Genomic DNA, 16655 nt, shown 5'->3' with positions numbered 1-16655 from the left:
TGCGCTAGCGGCTGTTGGGCATGTTCTCCACAGATTCACGCACGGCCTCCTGATGCGCCTCCATCTCCATCTGCTCTCCGACTCCACCGGCGAGACTTTGGAGAATATCGCCAAGGCCGCGCTGGCGCAGTTCGACGATGTCGAGACGCTGCGGCACTTCTGGCCGATGGTGCGCAGCGAAGCGCATCTCGAGCGGATCCTCGAGGAAATCGCGCAGAATCCCGGCCTGGTGATCTTCACTCTGGTCAACAACGACGTCCGCCGCACGCTCGAGACGCGCTGCCGGGCGATGGGCTTGCCGGCGATCGCGCCGCTCGATCCGGTGAGCCATGCGCTTTCCAATCTGCTCGGACAGGAAGCAAAGGCGCGCCCCGGGCGGCAGCACACGCTCGACGCCGCTTATTTCGCGCGCGTCGACGCGATCCAGTTCACCATGGCGCATGACGACGGCATCGGCGCCGAGGATTGGGAGGAATGCGACATCGTCCTCGCCGGCGTGTCGCGCTCGTCCAAGACGCCGACGTCGATCTACCTCGCCAATCGCGGCTACAAGACCGCCAACATCCCGATCGTGGTCGAATCCCCGCCGCCGCCCGAACTCTTCACGCTCCGGCATCCGCTGATCGTCGGGCTCACCACCAGCGCCGACCGGCTCGTCCAGATCCGCCGCAACCGGCTGCTCTCGCTCAACCAGAGTCCGGAAACCGCCTATGTCGACCAGGATTCGGTCCAGCGCGAGATCGCTTATGCCCGGCGCATGTTCGCCGACAATGGCTGGCCGGTTATCGACGTGACGCGACGCTCGATCGAGGAGACGGCGGCGGCGATCATCCAGCTCTGCAACGAGCGGACATTGCGGGAGAAGGATGCATGAACCCTTCGACTCCGCTCAGGCCAGGTCTGATCCTCGCCTCGCAGAGCGCATCGCGCCGGGCGATGCTCGATGCGGCCGGCGTGCCCCATGAAGCCGTCGCCGCGCTGGTCGACGAGGCTTCGGCGAAGGATGCGCTGATCGCGGGGGGAATTTCCGCGCGGGATCTCTCGGATGCGCTCGCCGAATTGAAGGCGCTCAAGGTCTCGCGGATGGCGCCGGGTGCGCTGGTGCTCGGTTGCGACTCCGTCGTCGCGCTCGACGACGGCACCTTGCTCGACAAGCCGGTCAGCCGCGAGAACGCCGCCGAGCATCTGCGGATGATGTCGGGCCGGCACCACGATCTCTACAGCGCGGCGGTGATCGCCGAGGGTGGACGCGGCGTCTGGCGGCATGTCGATCGCGCGCGGATGCATGTGCGGACGCTGTCCGAGACCTTCATCGCCGAATATCTCGATCGGGAATGGCCGGCGATCGGCGGATGCGTCGGCTGCTATAGAATGGAGGGGCCGGGCGTGCAGCTCTTCAGCCGCACCGAGGGAAGCCATTTCACCATTCTCGGCATGCCGATGCTACCATTGCTCGATTATCTGCGCGTCCGGGGAGTGCTGACGCCATGACGCCATATGCCGAAGTCATCGGCGATCCGATCGCGCATTCGAAGTCGCCGCTGATCCACGGCTTCTGGCTCAAGGCGCTGGGAATCGACGCAGAATATCGCGCGACGCACGTCACGCCCGAGGGGTTGGCCGACTATTTCGACGCGCGCCGCGCCGATCCCGCCTGGCGCGGGACCAACATCACCATCCCGCACAAGCAGGCGGCGCTCGACCATGTCGAGGATCGCGGCGACGTGCGCGGCACGATTGGCGCGATCAACACGGTGGTGCGCGCCGAAGACGGCGCGCTGGTCGGCACCAATACCGACGCCGGTGGATTCTATGCGCCGATCGCGGGGCTCGACCTCGAAGGCCGGCACGCGGTGGTGATCGGCGCGGGCGGGGGGGCGCGCGCGATCCTGTTCGCATTGTCGAGGATCGGGATCGGCCGCGTGACGATCCTCAACCGCAACGTGCTCAAGGCCGCGGCCCTGCTGTCGAGCTTCGGGATCAAGGGCGATGCGGTGCCGCTCGGCAGCCCGCTTCCGCCTGCCGACCTGCTGGTCAACGCCAGCGCATTGGGGATGGGCGGGCAGCCGCCGCTCGATCTCGACCTCGCACCGTTGCCCGAGGACGCAGTGGTCTACGACATCGTTTATACGCCGCTGGAGACGCCGCTGCTCGCGCAGGCGCGGGCGCGGGCGCTCGATACGGTCGACGGGCTGGACATGCTGATCGGCCAGGCCGCTTTGGCGTTCGAACTGTTCTTCGGTGCCGAGCCGCCGCGCGCGCGCGACGACGAACTGCGGGAATTGCTGGAGAAATGATCACCGTCGGCCTCACCGGGTCGATCGGCATGGGCAAGTCGACCGTCGCGCGGATGTTCGCTGACGAAGGCGTGCCGCTGTTCGACGCGGACGAGACCGTGCACGATCTGCAGGGCCCCGGCGGCGCGCTGGTCGAGGCGATCGAGGCGGCCTTTCCCGACACGACCGGCAAACAGGGCGTCGACCGCGCGGCATTGCGCGACGCGGTGTTCGGCGACGAGGCGGCGTTTGCCCGGCTGGAGGCGCTGGTGCATCCGGCGGTCGCGCGCGCGCGCGACGCGTTCCTCGCGGCCAATGCCGGCGCGCCGATCGTGATGCTCGACGTACCCTTGTTGTTCGAAGCGGGCGGCTGGGCGGCGGTCGACAAGATCGTGGTCGTATCGGCGCCGCCCGAAGTCCAGCGGGCGCGGGTGCTGGGCCGTCCGGGCATGACCGTCGAGCGTTTCGAATCGATCCTCGCGCGCCAGCTTTCCGATCCGGAGAAGCGCGCCCGCGCCGATTTCGTGATTTCCACCGATGGCCCGCTGGAGGAAACCCGCGCGCAGGTGCGCCACGTCCTCACTTGCCTAGCCGCGCGCGCGGGAGGATAAGGCGGCATGCGCGAAATCGTGTTCGATACCGAAACGACGGGGCTCAGCTTCGCGGGCGGAGACCGGCTGGTCGAGATCGGCTGCATCGAACTGGTCAACCGCGTGCCCACCGGCCGGCATTTGCACCATTATATCAACCCCCAGCGCGACATGCCGGCCGAGGCCGAACGCGTCCACGGGCTGAGCGCGCGCTTCCTTTCGGACAAGCCGCTCTTCCACGACGTGGTCGAGGAGCTGATCGAGTTTCTCGGCGATTGCCCGTTGGTCGCGCACAATGCCGGGTTCGACTTCTCGTTCCTCAACGGCGAGCTCGGCCGCTGCGGCCGGCCGGTGATCGACCATGGCCGGATGGTCGACACGCTGGCGATCGCGCGGGTCAAGCATCCCGGCGCCAAGCACACGCTCGATGCCCTGTGCACGCGCTACGGAATCGACCTCAGCGCACGCACGCTCCACGGCGCGCTGCTCGACGCGCAATTGCTCGCGCAGGTCTATGTCGAGCTCACCGGCGGGCGGCAGATCACTTTGGGCCTCGCGGTCGACGCGCCGGTGATGCGCGAGACGCCCGCCGAGGCCGCGAACCGGGTCCATGTGCGACCTGCCCGGCATTTTGCGGCATCGGCCGTGGAACTTGAGCGCCACGCAGCCTTTGTCCAGAAGTTGGAGGACCCGCTCTGGGCATCGGCGGCATCCGGTTGATTGGATGCGGTCGACGCTCGCGTCGGAGCGACCTCATTTTGAAGCGGAGGTAATGTCATGGATATCCGAGTCTCTGGCCATCAGGTCGAAACCGGCGCAGCACTCAAGACGCTGGTCACCGAACGACTCCAGGGTATCGCCGACAAATATTTTTCGCGCGCCCTCTCGGCGCAGGCCACGTTCGGCAAGGGGCCGCACGACAATGGCTTCACGTGCGACATCGTCATGCACGTGATGCAGGGACTGGTGCTCAAATCGTCGAATTCGGGGATGGAGGCCAATGGCGCGTTCGACGGCGCCGCCGATCGCATCGACAAGCAGCTCCGTCGCTATACTCGCCGGCTCAAGGACCGGCAGAACGGCACCGTCAATGCCTTCGCCGAGAACGGCGCCTATGACAATGCCGGCTATACCCTGTTCGAGGAGCCGGCGGCGGAGGAAGAGCCCGCCGAGGCGCCCCTGATCATCGCCGAGACGCGTGTCGACGTGCCCGAGGCGACGGTTTCGGACGCCGTGATGATGCTCGATCTGCGCCACACCAATGCGCTGCTGTTCCGCAATACCGCGACCGGAACCCACAACATGGTCTATCGCCGCGGCGACGGGACGATCGGCTGGGTTGAGCCGAACCGCACACAGGCCTAGGGGGAGAGCGCCCCGGGGGGGCGGAACGCTTTGGACAACCGATGACCGAACTCAGCGATTTGCTGACGCCCGAGGCAGTATTTGCCGGCCTGGGTGCTGCAAACAAGAAGACATTGTTCCAGCAGCTCGGCACCGCCGCGGCGCGCGCCTACGGCGTGGACGCGAAGCTGGTGACCGAGCGGCTCGGCGAACGCGAGAAGCTCGGCTCGACCGGCTTTGGCGGCGGAATCGCGATTCCGCACGGCAAGCTGGACGGGCTGAAGCACGTCGCCGGCGTGTTCGTTCGGCTCAACCAGCCGATCGATTTCGCCGCGATCGACGATCTGCCGGTCGATCTGGTGTTCATGCTGCTCTCGCCCACGGGCGCGGGCGCCGAGCATCTCAAGGCGCTCGCCTGCGTGTCGCGCAAGCTGCGCGACCGCAATTTCGCCGCCAAATTGCGTGGCGCGGGCTCGGACGACGCGCTGTTCGCGCTGCTCGCCGGGGTGGAGACGCGCGACGCCGCCTGAGCCTCGCCCTGAGCCGCGGGGCGCCGAAGCGCATTTCCGTGCGCTCGAATCGCTCTATGCCGCCGCGCCGATCAATCGGCTGTTCGAATCCGCGCTCGAGATCGCCGAGGGTGGAATCGCACGGATCCGGTTCCGCATCGATTCGCGCTATTTCCACGCCGCTGGCGCGGCGCACGGAACGAGCTATTTCAAGATGCTCGACGACGCGGCCTTCTATGCCGCCAACAGCCTCGTCACCGATCGCTTCCTGCTCACCACTGCGTTCAACCTTCTCTTCACCAAACCGCTGGGCGAGGGCCCGGTGATTGCCGAGGGCCGCTGGGTGAGCGGGCAGCGCCGGGTGTTCGTCGCCGAAGCGCGGCTGATCGACGCGAGCGGCGAGGAAGCGGCACGCGGCACCGGCACCTTCATGCGCTCGCGGATCCCGCTCGCTTCGCTCCCTGGTTATCGGACGGCGTGATGGCGCGGCTGACCAGCGCAACGCTGGTCAGCGCCTTGATTCGACGTGTGAATCAGGCAGGCGGATCGGCGATGGTGCTCGCCAAAGGCGACGCGACCGCAGGCGGAATCCTGTTGCTGACGTACCAAAAAGGCACAAATCCGCGCTTCTTCGAACGCGGTCTTGGTCCAAAGGGTGTCCCTGAGCTGATCACTTCGGGGCCCCGCGAAACCGCCGACGAGGGGGAGGTCACGGCGTACTGGCAGCGCCGGCGGGGCTATGACTCGGATTTGTGGGTGATCGAACTGGATATCGCGGATGCCGAACGCTTCGCCGCTGAAACGTTTAACGTTGATTGACATTGCGCGCCCGCGCGGGGAAAGGCGGCAGACGTTCCATAGCGTTGTGCCGATCGGGGTGTGAGACCGGACGGTTACGCAGTCGGGGGGGAAGCCCGGCAGACCAGGTTTGTTGACGGTCTGTCGCGCGCCAACCGCATAATATTGAAGCATAATGAAGTTCATGCCACGCGCCGCGACCTTCGCGGCTGTGACTTTTTGCGCTGGCGCACTTGCGAATGCAGCCACGCTTGACGCCGGTCTCGTGAACCAGGAAGTTCCGGTCCAGGCAGTCAACACTCAGGAACACCAAGTTGTTCCGGCGCCGGCGATCGTGGCGCAGCCGGTCCTGAAGCAGGACGGCGAGATCGTGCAGCCGCTCCCGGAAGCGGCGCTCAAGGAAGATCAGGATTTCGCGACTCTCTCCGCCGCGGTGGCCGCGCATGAGGGCGGCGCCGGCGCCGATGCCGAGCTCAACTGCCTCGCGGTCGGTGTCTATTACGAAGCGAAGAGCGAGCCGCTCGCCGGCCAGCTCGCCGTTGCCGACGTCATCATCAATCGCACCAAGTCGGGCCGGTTCCCCAAGTCGATCTGCTCGGTGATCACCCAGCGCGGCCAGTTCTCGTTCGTGCGCGGCGGCAAGCTGCCGACTCCGCCGGCGAACGCCCAGTGGCGCAAGGCGCTCGGCGTCGCCAAGGTCGCGCAGCAGGATCTGTGGGACAGCCCGGCCGAGAACGCGCTGTATTTCCACGCGCGCTACGTGAAGCCGAGCTGGGGCCGTGCGCGTGTCGCCACGGTGGGCAACCACATTTTCTATCGCTGATTCTGGCGCGGGGCTTTCCCGCGTTCGCTGAATGTTCTAACAGCCGGGGATGACCTCCCCGGCTGTTTTGCCATCCGATGCGCCCCTGGTGGCGAGCGAAGTCGCCCGCGGCGTCACGCGGATGCTGCTTCGCCACGATTGCGTCGCGATCGCCGAAGTGCCGCTCGACGGCGGCCGGCGGGCCGATCTTATGGCACTCGATGCGCGCGGCAATATCGTGATCGTCGAGATCAAGGTGTCGCGCGCCGATCTGCTCGGCGACGGCAAATGGACCGATTATCTCGCGCATTGCGACCGCTTCTTCTGGGCGGTGCCCGCCGGGTTCGACCTGCGGCCGTTCGAGCAGGAGGGATTTCTGCCGCAGCGCGCGGGGCTGATCGTCGCCGATCGCTACGACGCGGCGGTGGTGCGCGAGGCGGCGACGGTGCCGCTGGCCGCCGCGACGCGCAAGAAATGCACCCTTGCCTTCGCCCGGCGCGCCGCGCGGCGCGTGACGCACCTGCTCGACCCCGAGGCCGAGCAGGTCTTCTGAGCCTCAGTTCGCGCCGGGTCCCGTCGCGCCGGTCTTCGCGCCTGCCTTCGGCGCATCGGCGAGCAGCTTGGCGATCGCCGGGTAGCGCGTATTCTCGCGGGCATAGTCGCGTGCCGATTTGCCGCTGCCGTAGTCGGCGCGGTCGGGATTGGCCTTGGCGTCGAGCAGCTGGCGGACGATGTCGGCATTGTGCATCTGCACCGCGCGGATCAGCGGCGTCTCGCCGCCGCTGTTGGCGAGGTTCACGTTGGCGCGGTACTTGATCAGGATTCCGACGCCCTCGTTCCAGTTCTGCTCGATCGCAATGATGAGCGCGGTGTTGCCGCGGGCATCCTGCAGGTTCGGGTTGATGTCGTCGGCCTGGAGCAGCACGCGCAGATAGAGCGCGTCCGAGCGCCTGGCGACGATGTGCAGCGCACCCTCGCCGCTGCCGCGCTCCTTGGTGTTGACGATGCGCAGCGAGCGATCGAGCAGGAACTTGTTGACCTTGGCGCCGTCCGAATCCCGGATGGCCTTGAGGAACTCGTAGCCGTCCGAAAACTGCTGCGCGACGGCGGGAACCGCAGCGAGCGCCAAGGCGGCGACGGCGGCTACGCGGAACACACGAAAACCCATGATGCGGCTGAACCCCTGACTGAACCCCGTTCTTGCAAGCGCTCGACTAACAGATCATGGCTGACGGCGCCATGTACAGGATGTTTCCAGCCCTCGCTTTGCTCTGCGCGATCCCGCTTGCGGGATGCGGCGCCGCCAAGCCCGAGGAGCCGCCGCTCGCCGGTGCGCGGATCGGCGGGCCGTTCACGCTCATCGACCAGAATGGCAGGACCGTGCGCGACGGAGATTTCGCCGGCCGGTACCGCATCGTCTATTTCGGCTACACCTATTGCCCCGACGTCTGCCCGACCGACATGGCCAAGATCGGCCAGGCGATGAAGATCCTCGACAAGGAAGCGCCGCGCATTGCGGCGAAGGTCGTACCGATCTTCATCACCGTCGATCCCGAGCGCGATACGCCGGCAGCGATCAAGCAGTTCGTGGCGAACTTCCACCCCGGCATCGTCGGCCTCACCGGAAGCCCGCAGGCGATCGCCCAGGTGGCCAAGAGCTATGCCGTCTATTTCAAGAAGCAGCCGCCGGGACCCGGTGGCGGCTATATGGTCGATCACCTCGCGGTCGCCTTCCTGATGGGTCCCGACGGCGCGCCGATCACGTCGCTGCCGATCGACAAGGACGGGCAGGCGATCGCCGAGCAAGCGAAGCACTGGGTCCGATGAGCGCGCGCTTCTGGGAGGACGTGCCGCTCGCGAAGCTCGATCGCGCCCAATGGGAAGCCCTGTGCGACGGCTGCGGCAAATGCTGCGTCCACAAACTCGAGGACGAGGAGACCGGCGAGCTGCACGCGACCAACGTCGCCTGCCGCCTGCTCGATCGGCGCATGGGACGGTGCAGCGACTATCGCCACCGCCATGCCTATGTCAGCGAATGCGTGCGGCTCAACGCGAACAACGTCGCCGGAATCGAATGGCTGCCCTCGACCTGCGCCTATCGCCTGCGCGCGGCGGGCGAGCAGCTCCCCGAATGGCATTATCTGGTGTGCGGCGATCGCGAGGCAGTACACGCGGCCGGCCAGTCGACGCGCGGCTGGACGATCTCCGAGGACGATGCCGGGGACTTCGAGCACCATCTGGTGGACCGCACGCTTTGAGCCGCGGAATCGAAGTCGTCCGCCATGCGCGGGCGCGCTGCATGCGGCTCGCAGTCGATCCGCGCGACGGGCGGATACGGCTGACATTGCCCCCACGCGCCTCGCTCAAAAAGGGTCTGGCCTGGGCCGAGGAACAGAGCGGCTGGATCGCGGCGCAGCAAGCGCGGCTCCCCGAAATGCGCCCACTGACGCCAGGTGCGTATTTTCCGCTCGCCGGCCGCGAGACCGAGATCGTCTCGGTCCCCTCGGCGCCGCGCACCCCGAAGCTGGACGGCGGCACGCTGATCTGCGGCGGCCCGCGCGAAGGACTTGAGCGCCGCGTCGAGCGCTGGCTGCGCGCCGAGGCACTGCGCGTGCTCAGCGCCGAGACCGCCGAATATGCCGAACGCGCCGGCGTGATCGTGACGCGGGTGTCGGTCGGCGATCCGCGCGGCCGCTGGGGGAGCTGCGCTTCATCGGGGGCGATCCGCTATAGCTGGCGGCTGATCCTCGCGCCCGATTTCGTCCGCCGCGCGACCGTCGCGCACGAAGTCGCGCATCGCATCCACATGAACCACTCGCCGGTCTTTCACCGGCTGGTGGCCGAACTCTACGAAGCCGATCCCGGCCCCGCGCGCGCATGGCTGCGCCGCAACGGCGCCGGGCTGCACTGGATCGGCCGCTGCAATCCGCTCGTCGGTTAAGAACCCATACAAGCTGTTGATAAATTTCGGTCATCCCGGCCCCTTCGACTGCCTGCAAGGCAGGCGCTCAGGACAGGCTTGAGCCGGGATCCCGCTTCTTCTGTCCGGCCTGAAGGCGGCGGGACCCCGGCTCAAGGCCGGGGTGACGAGAAACAATATTCAACCTAGAGCACCGCAGCTTCCATTCGCCACGGCGTGATTCCAGCGGCCTAGAAGCCTTCCTCGCTGGGGGGCGGCGTGCGATCCCGTGGCGGCGGCTGGCGGCGATCGTCGCGCGGTTGGGTGCGCACCGGCCCTGATGGTGCCGGCGGGCCGTTGCCGGTCATCCGGTCGATCCAGTCCTGGTCGAGCCGTTCGTCCGGGGGCGTCTGTTCCTCGGTGCCGTCGCTGCGCGGCTGCTGGTCTTCGGGCAGCGGATTGCCGTCGGGATCGACGAACATGCCGTTGTCGGGCTGCGCGTAATAGGCATTGTCCTCGGGCTCGAGCTGCCATTCGGGCAAAGTGACCTGCGTATCGAATTGCTCGACCGGGCGTTTCGCCACGGCCTTGGTCATGAAGGCGGCGAAGGCGCGCGCCGGCGCGGTGCCGCCCTGCAGCCCGGGGACGACCTTGGCATCGTCGCGGCCCATCCACACGCCGGTGGTGAGCCCGGAGGAGAAACCGATGAACCAGCCGTCCTTGTTCGAGCTGGTGGTCCCGGTCTTGCCCGCTACCGGCCGCCCGATCTGCGCCGCATGGCCGCTGCCGGTGGCGACTGCGGTCTGGAGCAGGTCGGTCATCTGCGCCGCGACATAGGGCGCGACCAGCACATGGCTGGTATCGACTTCGTGCTGGTAGATCACTGCGCCGTTCGCGGTGACGCGCGTGATGCCGTACGGCGTGACCGCGACACCCTTCTGCCCCACCGAGGCGAAGGCGCGGGTCATGTCGATCAGCCGGACGTTCGACGTGCCGAGCACCATCGCCGGCTGGGTGTTGATCGGCGTGGTGATGCCGAAGCGGCGCGCCATGCTGGCCACCGTGCTGAAACCCACTTCCTGGCCCAGCTTCGCCGCGATCGTATTGAGCGAATAAGCGAAGGCGGTGCGCAGCGAGACGGGGCCCGAATTGCGGCCCGAATTGTTGCGCGGAGTCCAGCCGTTGATCGTCACCGGCTCGTCGACCACCGTATCGTCGAGCTTGTGCCCGGCTTCGAGCGCGGAGAGATAGACGAACAGCTTGAACGCCGATCCCGGCTGGCGGACGGCCTGGGTCGCGCGATTGTAGATGGAGGCGACATAGTCCTTGCCGCCGACCATCGCGCGGACCGCGCCGTCGCGGTCTAGGCTGACGAGCGCGCCCTGGGCATTGCCGGGCGCGTTCTTGCGGATCGCCTCGTCGGCGGCGCGCTGCATGTCGAGATCGAGCGTGGTCCACACCTCGAGCGGCGCCTCGCTCTCGTCGATCAGCATCTCGAGCTGGGGAAGCGCCCAGTCGGTGAAATAGCGCACGCTGTTCTGGCGCGGCTCGGGCGCGAGCTTGACGGTGCGCGGGTCGGTGGCGGCTGCGGTGGCGCGGCTGATCTTGCCGGTCTCGGCCATCACGTCGAGCACCACGCTGGCGCGGCTCACTGCGGCCTCGGCGTCGGCGGTCGGCGAATAATGCGACGGCGCCTTGACGAGGCCGGCGATCACCGCGGCCTCGGCGAGGCTCAGCTCGCTGGCGGAATGGCCGAAGAACTTGCGGCTCGCAGCGTCGATGCCATAGGCGCCGCCGCCGAAATAGACCTTGTTGAGATAGAGCTCGAGGATCTGGTCCTTCGAGAACTTCCGCTCCATCGCCAGCGCGAGCACCGCCTCGCGCATCTTGCGCCCGAAATCATATTTGTTCGACAGGAAGATCGTCCGTGCGACCTGCTGCGTAATCGTCGAAGCGCCCTGCAGGCGGCGGCCCGAGCCGCGATTGGCGATGCCGGTGCGCACCGCGCGCGCGAGGCCCCAGGGATCGACGCCCCAGTGATCCTCGAAGCGGCGATCCTCGACGGCGATGATCGCGTCCTTCATCACCTGCGGGATCTGATCGTATCGGATCCACTCGCCATAGCTCGGCCCGAGCGACACCAGGACGGTGCCGTCGGCGGCATGGACGCGGATCATCTGGCCGTTGGGCGAGGATTTGAGCTCGTCATAGCTCGGCAGCGAGCTGCGCGTCGAATAGACTGCGATTCCCAGCGCGACGGCGGCGATCAGCCCGGCCGTCACGCCGGCGATCACCGTCCACAAGGCAAGGCGTTTCCATCCGGATCCGGTGCGCCACCAGGATTTCGAGCGAGCGGGTTTCGGTTTTCTGGAAGCCATCGAAGCGGTGGTTAAGCCCTAAAGCCGCGGCTCACAAGAATCAGGAGCCGGAGGGTTCGCTGCTAGCGCCGTTCGGGTTGCCGCCGCGTGAACGAAAATCCAGGCTCACCGAATTCATGCAATAGCGCAGGCCCGTCGGCGGGGGGCCATCGGGGAAGACATGGCCGAGATGGCCATCGCAGCGCGCGCAACGCACCTCGACGCGGCGCATTCCGTGACTGACATCGGCATGCTCGACGACGCGGTCGGGCGCGACCGGCTGCGTGAAGCTCGGCCAGCCCGACCCCGAATCATATTTGTCGGCGCTGTCGAACAGATCGAGCTGGCACGCGGCGCAGCGATAGATGCCGTCGGCCTTGTTGTCGTTGTAAAGCCCCGAAAAGGCGCGCTCGGTGCCGGCTTCGCGCAGCACATGATATTGTTCGGGCGTGAGCCGCTTGCGCCACTCGGACTCGGACAGGTTGAGCTGCTCCATGGACTCTAGATGTGTGCCCGGCCGCGGCGCGCGTCAATCCGGCTCCATATTAACCCGGATCAAGTCGCTGCGGGCCTTGAGCTGGCGTTTGAGCGTGTCGGCGCGCGGCGCCCAGAGGAAGCCGAAGCTCACTGCGCCGTGCCTGCTCGTCACGGCATGATGCAGCCGGTGGGCCTGGACGATCCGCTTCATGTAGGTCGAGCGTGCGACATAATGGTGCGCCAGGCGGCGATGGACGATCACGTCGTGAAAGCCGAAATAGATCGCCCCGTAAGCGGCGATTCCCGCACCGATCCATGTCGTACCCGGCCACCAGCCGAGCTGCACGCCGCCGAGCAGCAGCACGATCGAGGGAATCGCGAAGATCACGGCGTAGAGGTCGTTGCGCTCGAACATGCCGGTGCGCGGGGCATGGTGGCTCGCATGGAGGAACCAGCCGGGCCCGTGCATCACCCAGCGATGCGCTGCGTAAGCGAAGGCCTCCATCCCGGCGACGGTTGCGGCGAACAGCAGGATTCCGATTGCCGGGTGCATGGCGGCGATATAGCGCGCCGGAACCATGCAGATAAGGTTCGCTTTCCTCATCGCCGCCGCCCTGCTGTCGAGCTGCGCGGTCCCCGAGGCGCGGCTACGGTCGGGACTGATCCGCGCCGGCCTGCCCAGGCCGCTGTCGGCGTGCATGGCCGAGCGGATGGTCGATCGGCTGTCGCTCAAGCAGCTGATGCGAATCGCCGATCTGCCTTATGCCGGCGGTGCCGAATCGGTCGATCAATTCCTCCACCGGGTGCGGGCGCTAGGGGACGCGGAGATTCTCGGAGTCACCTCGAGCTCGGCGGCACTCTGCGCAACGGGGCTCGCGGACTAACGCGCGCTCGATCCTCCCCCGCCAGGGGGAGGTGGCGCCGAAGGCGACGGAGGGGGCGGTAAGCGACCAACTGGCCGTCGTGCTTCCTCCCCCTCCGTCAAGCTGCGCCTGCCACCTCCCCCTGGCGGGGGAGGATGAAGCCAAACCGCCCACACGGAACCATATTGCAATTACCTCGCAATCGCATTTACGCGGAAAAGATTTGGATTCATCGGCGCGGCGTGCTTAAGGCCTCCGCAAATTGATCCCGCCGGCAAGATAGGGGCGCGCCCATGAACATCCACGAATATCAGGCCAAGGAATTGCTCGCCAAGTTCGGCGTTCCGGTTCCCGCAGGCTATGCCGCCCTCAGCGTCGAAGAGGCCGTCGCGGCTTCGAAGAAGCTCCCCGGGCCGCTCTATGTCGTCAAGGCGCAGATCCATGCCGGCGGCCGCGGCAAGGGCAAGTTCAAGGAACTGGGCCCCGATGCCAAGGGCGGCGTCCGCCTCGCCAAGACCGAGGACGAGGTCCGCGCCGCCGCGACCGACATGCTCGGCAATACCCTGGTGACGATCCAGACCGGCGAGCACGGAAAGCAGGTCAATCGCCTCTACGTCACCGACGGCGTCGACATCGCCAAGGAATTCTACCTCGCGCTCCTCGTCAATCGCGCCACCGGCCGCATCTCGATGGTCGCCTCGACCGAGGGCGGCATGGACATCGAGACCGTCGCGCACGACACGCCCGAGAAGATCCATTCGATCGACATCGACCCGGCGACCGGCTTCATGCCGCATCACGGCCGCGCCGTCGCCGCCGCGCTCGGGCTGACCGGCGATCTCGCCAAGCAGGCCGCCTCGACCGCCTCGAAGCTGTACGACGCCTTCCTCGGCACCGATGCCGAGCAGATCGAGATCAATCCCCTTGCGGTCACCGACGACGGCAAATTGATGGTGCTCGACGCCAAGGTCGGCTTCGACGGCAATGCGATGTTCCGCCACAAGGACCTCGCCGAACTGCGCGACGAGACCGAAGAGGATCCGATGGAGCTCGAGGCGTCGAAATACGACCTCGCCTACATCAAGCTCGACGGCGATATCGGCTGCATGGTCAACGGCGCCGGCCTCGCCATGGCGACGATGGACATCATCAAGCTGAACGGCATGTTCCCGGCCAACTTCCTCGATGTCGGCGGCGGCGCCAACAAGGAAAAGGTCACCGCGGCGTTCAAGATCATCCTGAGCGATCCGGCGGTGAAGGGCATCCTCGTCAACATCTTCGGCGGGATCATGCGCTGCGACATCATCGCCGAGGGCATCGTCGCCGCGGCGAAGGAAGTGAACCTCTCGGTTCCGCTGGTCGTCCGCCTCGAAGGCACCAACGTCCAGCAGGGCAAGGACATCCTCGCCAATTCGGGCCTGCCGATCGTCGCCGCCAACGATCTGGGCGACGCTGCGAAGAAGATCGTCGCGGAGGTCCAGCAGGCGGCATGACCGAGGCGCCCGGCACGGCGGAAGGCGAATGCCGCTGCGGGCGGGTTCGCTTCCGCCTGTCCGGCGCCCCCCTCTTCACTGCCGCCTGCCATTGCCGCGGCTGTCAGCGGATGAGCGGCAGTGCCTATTCGGTGAGCGGCGCCTGGCCCGCCGACAAGTTCGAAGTCACCGCCGGCGAACCGGTGATCGGCGGGCTTCACGGCGCGACGCGGCATTATTTCTGCGACCATTGCATGAGCTGGATGTTCACGCGGCCCGAGGGTTTCGACACCTTCGTCAACGTGCGCACCACGCTGCTCGACGTGCCGCCGTCCGATCCGCCCTTCTTCGAAACCTGGACGTCCGAGGCCTTGCCCTGGGCGAAGACCGGCGCGACGCATAGCTTCGCAACCTTCCCGCCGCCCGAATCATTCGAGCCGCTCGTCGCAGAGTTCGCCGGTTCGCGCGCAGGTTGACGTTCGCGTAAACGTAAGCCAGTGGAGTTTTATTCGAGGCTCGACCTTTCCTCCCCGGAAACTGGGATGAGCCTAGGGAGAGAAGCAGATGAAGGTCCTGGTGCCGGTCAAGCGGGTGCTTGACTATAATGTGAAGCCTCGCGTGAAGGCCGACGGGACGGGGGTCGACCTCGCCAACGTCAAGATGAGCATGAATCCGTTCGACGAGATCGCCATCGAAGAGGCGGTCCGGCTGAAGGAGAAGGGCGCCGCGACCGAAGTCGTCGTCGTCACGATCGGCGTGCCCAAGGCCGAGACCGACGTTCTGCTCACTGCCCGCGCCATGGGCGCCGACCGCGCGATCCTGATCGCCACCGAGGACGAAGTCGAGCCGCTCGGCGTCGCCAAATTGCTCGCCAAGGTCGCCGAAGAGGAACAGCCCGGGCTGATCATCCTCGGCAAGCAGGCGATCGACGACGATTCGAACCAGACCGGCCAGATGCTCGCGGCCTTGCTCGGCTGGCCGCAGGGCACCTTCGCGTCGAAGGTCGAACTGGGCGGCAACGGCGTCAAGGTCACGCGCGAAGTCGATGGCGGGCTCGAGACGGTCGATCTCAAGCTGCCGGCGATCGTCACCACCGATCTGCGCCTCAACGAGCCGCGCTACGCGACTTTGCCCAACATCATGAAGGCCAAGACCAAGCCGGTCGCGAAGAAGACGATCGCCGATTACGGCGTCGACGTCTCGCCACGCCTCAAGACGCTTAAGGTGGTCGAGCCCGGCAAGCGCCAGGCGGGCATCAAGGTCGGCAGCGTCGACGAGCTGGTCGAGAAGCTCAAGGGTCTGGGAGTCGCGAAATGAAGACGCTCGTCTGGGTCGAACACGACAACAAGCAGGTCAAGGACGCGACGCTCGCCGCCGTCACCGCGGCTTCGCAGCTGGGGGAAGTCCACCTCCTCGTCGCCGGTTCGGGCTGCGCCGCGGTGGCCGACGAAGCCGCCAAGATCGCCGGCGTGGGCAAGGTCCATCTCGCCGACGATTCGGCGTACGAACACGCGCTCGCCGAGAATGTCGCGCCGCTGATTGCCTCGCTGATGGAAAGCCACGACGCGGCAGTCTTCCCGGCGACCACCACCGGCAAGAACATCGCGCCGCGCGTCGCCGCGCTGCTCGACGTGATGCAGATCTCCGACATCCTCTCGGTCGAGGGGCCGGATACCTTCACGCGGCCGATCTACGCCGGCAACGCCATCGCCACGGTGCAGACCAGCGACAAGAAGCTGGTGATCACCGTGCGCGGCACCGCCTTCGCCAAGGCGGCGACCAGCGGCGGCTCGGGCACGGTCGAGGCGGTGTCTGGTGCGGGCGACAAGGGTCTGTCGGCCTTCGCCGGTGCCGAGATCGCCGAATCGACGCGCCCCGAGCTGACCGCCGCCAAGGTGATCGTCTCGGGCGGCCGCGCGCTGCAGAACGGCGAGAACTTCCACGCGATCATCGAGCCGCTCGCCGACAAGCTCGGCGCCGCGGTCGGCGCCTCGCGCGCGGCGGTCGACGCGGGCTATGTCCCGAACGACTATCAGGTCGGCCAGACCGGCAAGATCGTGGCCCCGGAAGTCTATATCGCGATCGGCATCTCGGGCGCGATCCAGCATCTTGCCGGCATGAAGGACTCGAAGACGATCATCGCGATCAACAAGGACGAGGACGCCCCGATCTTCCAGGTCGCGGACATCGGCCTGGTCGGCGACCTGTTCAAGATCGTCCCGGAGCTGACCGAGAAGCTCTGAGGCGCGCTTCTGTGTAGAAAAAGGG

The 16655-nt window shown here is 66.7% G+C and carries 23 protein-coding genes; 19 read left to right on the top strand and 4 right to left on the bottom strand.

The features are described 5' to 3' along the window. Positions 1–52: 52 nt before the first annotated feature. From BR78_RS0115140 to BR78_RS0115090, 11 genes are all read left to right on the top strand, one after another. Positions 53–874 carry a pyruvate, water dikinase regulatory protein gene (locus BR78_RS0115140; RefSeq protein ID WP_197021385.1) on the top strand — a complete coding sequence of 274 codons (822 nt, stop codon included), beginning with the start codon at positions 53–55 and terminating at the stop codon, positions 872–874. Beyond that, the gene (locus tag BR78_RS0115135; RefSeq protein ID WP_029936928.1) at positions 871–1491 is read left to right on the top strand and encodes a Maf family protein; all 621 of its coding nucleotides are present in this window, start codon (positions 871–873) and stop codon (positions 1489–1491) included. Before BR78_RS0115140 ends, BR78_RS0115135 begins: the two co-directional genes overlap by 4 nt. Then, a complete protein-coding gene (gene aroE / locus BR78_RS0115130; RefSeq protein ID WP_029936927.1) occupies positions 1488–2297 on the top strand; it encodes a shikimate dehydrogenase in 810 nt (269 codons plus the stop codon). The genes BR78_RS0115135 and aroE overlap by 4 nt, the downstream gene beginning before the upstream one ends. Then, the gene (coaE, locus tag BR78_RS0115125; RefSeq protein WP_029936926.1) at positions 2294–2887 is read left to right on the top strand and encodes a dephospho-CoA kinase; all 594 of its coding nucleotides are present in this window, start codon (positions 2294–2296) and stop codon (positions 2885–2887) included. The genes aroE and coaE overlap by 4 nt, the downstream gene beginning before the upstream one ends. Positions 2888–2893: 6 nt before the next feature. Next, positions 2894–3586, top strand: a complete 693-nt coding sequence (gene dnaQ / locus BR78_RS0115120) for a DNA polymerase III subunit epsilon (protein WP_029936925.1) — start codon at positions 2894–2896, stop codon at positions 3584–3586. Between the two features lie 57 nt (positions 3587–3643). Beyond that, entirely contained in the window at positions 3644–4231 is a 588-nt protein-coding gene (gene hpf, locus BR78_RS0115115) for a ribosome hibernation-promoting factor, HPF/YfiA family (protein ID WP_029936924.1), read from the top strand. A 41-nt stretch (positions 4232–4272) separates the two neighbouring features. After that, complete coding sequence (locus BR78_RS0115110; RefSeq protein ID WP_029936923.1) at positions 4273–4740, top strand: PTS sugar transporter subunit IIA; 468 nt, start codon at positions 4273–4275, stop codon at positions 4738–4740. Then, entirely contained in the window at positions 4673–5200 is a 528-nt protein-coding gene (locus BR78_RS0115105) for a PaaI family thioesterase (RefSeq protein ID WP_051683351.1), read from the top strand. The genes BR78_RS0115110 and BR78_RS0115105 overlap by 68 nt, the downstream gene beginning before the upstream one ends. Continuing rightward, positions 5200–5538 (top strand): DUF1491 family protein, encoded by a 339-nt coding sequence (locus tag BR78_RS0115100; RefSeq protein ID WP_029936921.1) that lies wholly within the window; start codon positions 5200–5202, stop codon positions 5536–5538. Before BR78_RS0115105 ends, BR78_RS0115100 begins: the two co-directional genes overlap by 1 nt. A 154-nt stretch (positions 5539–5692) precedes the next feature. Next, on the top strand, positions 5693–6340 hold the full coding sequence (locus tag BR78_RS0115095) for a cell wall hydrolase (protein WP_029936920.1): 648 nt from the start codon (positions 5693–5695) through the stop codon (positions 6338–6340). Between the two features lie 49 nt (positions 6341–6389). Next, positions 6390–6872: an MmcB family DNA repair protein gene (locus BR78_RS0115090; protein ID WP_051683350.1), complete on the top strand. Its 483-nt coding sequence runs from the start codon at positions 6390–6392 to the stop codon at positions 6870–6872. Between the two features lie 3 nt (positions 6873–6875). On the opposite strand, the gene BR78_RS0115085 is transcribed toward BR78_RS0115090, so the two are convergent. Further along, positions 6876–7487: an ankyrin repeat domain-containing protein gene (locus BR78_RS0115085; RefSeq protein ID WP_037566752.1), complete on the bottom strand. Its 612-nt coding sequence runs from the start codon at positions 7485–7487 to the stop codon at positions 6876–6878. Positions 7488–7543: 56 nt separating this feature from the next. Between BR78_RS0115085 and BR78_RS0115080 the strand changes: the two genes are divergently transcribed. From BR78_RS0115080 to BR78_RS0115070, 3 genes are read left to right on the top strand one after another with little or no spacing between them, the layout of a single operon-like run. Then, complete coding sequence (locus tag BR78_RS0115080; RefSeq protein ID WP_231478272.1) at positions 7544–8146, top strand: SCO family protein; 603 nt, start codon at positions 7544–7546, stop codon at positions 8144–8146. Beyond that, complete coding sequence (locus BR78_RS0115075; RefSeq protein WP_029936916.1) at positions 8143–8577, top strand: YcgN family cysteine cluster protein; 435 nt, start codon at positions 8143–8145, stop codon at positions 8575–8577. Before BR78_RS0115080 ends, BR78_RS0115075 begins: the two co-directional genes overlap by 4 nt. Beyond that, positions 8574–9260: a M48 family metallopeptidase gene (locus tag BR78_RS0115070; RefSeq protein WP_029936915.1), complete on the top strand. Its 687-nt coding sequence runs from the start codon at positions 8574–8576 to the stop codon at positions 9258–9260. Before BR78_RS0115075 ends, BR78_RS0115070 begins: the two co-directional genes overlap by 4 nt. Positions 9261–9469: 209 nt before the next feature. On the opposite strand, the gene BR78_RS0115065 is transcribed toward BR78_RS0115070, so the two are convergent. The 3 genes from BR78_RS0115065 to BR78_RS0115055 are packed head-to-tail and all read right to left on the bottom strand — an operon-like array spanning position 9470 to position 12605. Further along, entirely contained in the window at positions 9470–11596 is a 2127-nt protein-coding gene (locus BR78_RS0115065) for a transglycosylase domain-containing protein (RefSeq protein WP_029936914.1), read from the bottom strand. Between the two features lie 40 nt (positions 11597–11636). After that, positions 11637–12071: a peptide-methionine (R)-S-oxide reductase MsrB gene (gene msrB / locus BR78_RS0115060; RefSeq protein WP_029936913.1), complete on the bottom strand. Its 435-nt coding sequence runs from the start codon at positions 12069–12071 to the stop codon at positions 11637–11639. 33 nt (positions 12072–12104) lie between these two features. Beyond that, positions 12105–12605 carry a sterol desaturase family protein gene (locus BR78_RS0115055; protein WP_037566915.1) on the bottom strand — a complete coding sequence of 167 codons (501 nt, stop codon included), beginning with the start codon at positions 12603–12605 and terminating at the stop codon, positions 12105–12107. Positions 12606–12630: 25 nt separating this feature from the next. On the opposite strand from BR78_RS0115055, the gene BR78_RS0115050 reads away from it, so the two are divergent. From BR78_RS0115050 to BR78_RS0115025, 5 genes are all read left to right on the top strand, one after another. After that, the gene (locus BR78_RS0115050) at positions 12631–12936 is read left to right on the top strand and encodes a hypothetical protein (RefSeq protein ID WP_029936911.1); all 306 of its coding nucleotides are present in this window, start codon (positions 12631–12633) and stop codon (positions 12934–12936) included. Positions 12937–13208: 272 nt separating this feature from the next. Then, positions 13209–14408, top strand: a complete 1200-nt coding sequence (gene sucC, locus BR78_RS0115040; RefSeq protein WP_029936910.1) for an ADP-forming succinate--CoA ligase subunit beta — start codon at positions 13209–13211, stop codon at positions 14406–14408. Next, positions 14405–14863: a GFA family protein gene (locus BR78_RS0115035; protein ID WP_029936909.1), complete on the top strand. Its 459-nt coding sequence runs from the start codon at positions 14405–14407 to the stop codon at positions 14861–14863. The genes sucC and BR78_RS0115035 overlap by 4 nt, the downstream gene beginning before the upstream one ends. 88 nt (positions 14864–14951) lie before the next feature. Then, positions 14952–15704 carry an electron transfer flavoprotein subunit beta/FixA family protein gene (locus BR78_RS0115030; RefSeq protein ID WP_029936908.1) on the top strand — a complete coding sequence of 251 codons (753 nt, stop codon included), beginning with the start codon at positions 14952–14954 and terminating at the stop codon, positions 15702–15704. Continuing rightward, positions 15701–16630, top strand: coding sequence for an electron transfer flavoprotein subunit alpha/FixB family protein (locus BR78_RS0115025; protein WP_029936907.1), 930 nt, complete (start codon positions 15701–15703; stop codon positions 16628–16630). Before BR78_RS0115030 ends, BR78_RS0115025 begins: the two co-directional genes overlap by 4 nt. The last annotated feature ends 25 nt before the right edge of the window (positions 16631–16655 follow it).

The organism is Sphingomonas sp. UNC305MFCol5.2 (assembly GCF_000712135.1).
Taxonomy (GTDB): Bacteria; Pseudomonadota; Alphaproteobacteria; order Sphingomonadales; family Sphingomonadaceae; genus Sphingomonas.
The sequence above is the reverse complement of the archived record's forward strand: the minus strand, read 5'-3'. Positions and strand labels throughout refer to the sequence as shown.

What these genes read in the sequence shown, in the direction of transcription:
- BR78_RS0115135 (WP_029936928.1), top strand. Translation starts at nt 871, where the DNA reads ATGAACCCTTCGACTCCGCTCAGGCCAGGTCTGATCCTCGCCTCGCAG.
- BR78_RS0115055 (WP_037566915.1), bottom strand. Translation starts at nt 12,605, where the DNA reads ATGCACCCGGCAATCGGAATCCTGCTGTTCGCCGCAACCGTCGCCGGG.
- sucC (WP_029936910.1), top strand. Translation starts at nt 13,209, where the DNA reads ATGAACATCCACGAATATCAGGCCAAGGAATTGCTCGCCAAGTTCGGC.
- msrB (WP_029936913.1), bottom strand. Translation starts at nt 12,071, where the DNA reads ATGGAGCAGCTCAACCTGTCCGAGTCCGAGTGGCGCAAGCGGCTCACG.
- BR78_RS0115050 (WP_029936911.1), top strand. Translation starts at nt 12,631, where the DNA reads ATGCAGATAAGGTTCGCTTTCCTCATCGCCGCCGCCCTGCTGTCGAGC.
- BR78_RS0115080 (WP_231478272.1), top strand. Translation starts at nt 7,544, where the DNA reads ATGGCTGACGGCGCCATGTACAGGATGTTTCCAGCCCTCGCTTTGCTC.
- BR78_RS0115100 (WP_029936921.1), top strand. Translation starts at nt 5,200, where the DNA reads ATGGCGCGGCTGACCAGCGCAACGCTGGTCAGCGCCTTGATTCGACGT.
- hpf (WP_029936924.1), top strand. Translation starts at nt 3,644, where the DNA reads ATGGATATCCGAGTCTCTGGCCATCAGGTCGAAACCGGCGCAGCACTC.
- dnaQ (WP_029936925.1), top strand. Translation starts at nt 2,894, where the DNA reads ATGCGCGAAATCGTGTTCGATACCGAAACGACGGGGCTCAGCTTCGCG.
- BR78_RS0115095 (WP_029936920.1), top strand. Translation starts at nt 5,693, where the DNA reads ATGAAGTTCATGCCACGCGCCGCGACCTTCGCGGCTGTGACTTTTTGC.
- BR78_RS0115030 (WP_029936908.1), top strand. Translation starts at nt 14,952, where the DNA reads ATGAAGGTCCTGGTGCCGGTCAAGCGGGTGCTTGACTATAATGTGAAG.
- BR78_RS0115075 (WP_029936916.1), top strand. Translation starts at nt 8,143, where the DNA reads ATGAGCGCGCGCTTCTGGGAGGACGTGCCGCTCGCGAAGCTCGATCGC.
- BR78_RS0115035 (WP_029936909.1), top strand. Translation starts at nt 14,405, where the DNA reads ATGACCGAGGCGCCCGGCACGGCGGAAGGCGAATGCCGCTGCGGGCGG.
- BR78_RS0115025 (WP_029936907.1), top strand. Translation starts at nt 15,701, where the DNA reads ATGAAGACGCTCGTCTGGGTCGAACACGACAACAAGCAGGTCAAGGAC.
- BR78_RS0115065 (WP_029936914.1), bottom strand. Translation starts at nt 11,596, where the DNA reads ATGGCTTCCAGAAAACCGAAACCCGCTCGCTCGAAATCCTGGTGGCGC.
- BR78_RS0115140 (WP_197021385.1), top strand. Translation starts at nt 53, where the DNA reads ATGCGCCTCCATCTCCATCTGCTCTCCGACTCCACCGGCGAGACTTTG.
- aroE (WP_029936927.1), top strand. Translation starts at nt 1,488, where the DNA reads ATGACGCCATATGCCGAAGTCATCGGCGATCCGATCGCGCATTCGAAG.
- BR78_RS0115110 (WP_029936923.1), top strand. Translation starts at nt 4,273, where the DNA reads ATGACCGAACTCAGCGATTTGCTGACGCCCGAGGCAGTATTTGCCGGC.
- coaE (WP_029936926.1), top strand. Translation starts at nt 2,294, where the DNA reads ATGATCACCGTCGGCCTCACCGGGTCGATCGGCATGGGCAAGTCGACC.
- BR78_RS0115090 (WP_051683350.1), top strand. Translation starts at nt 6,390, where the DNA reads ATGACCTCCCCGGCTGTTTTGCCATCCGATGCGCCCCTGGTGGCGAGC.
- BR78_RS0115085 (WP_037566752.1), bottom strand. Translation starts at nt 7,487, where the DNA reads ATGGGTTTTCGTGTGTTCCGCGTAGCCGCCGTCGCCGCCTTGGCGCTC.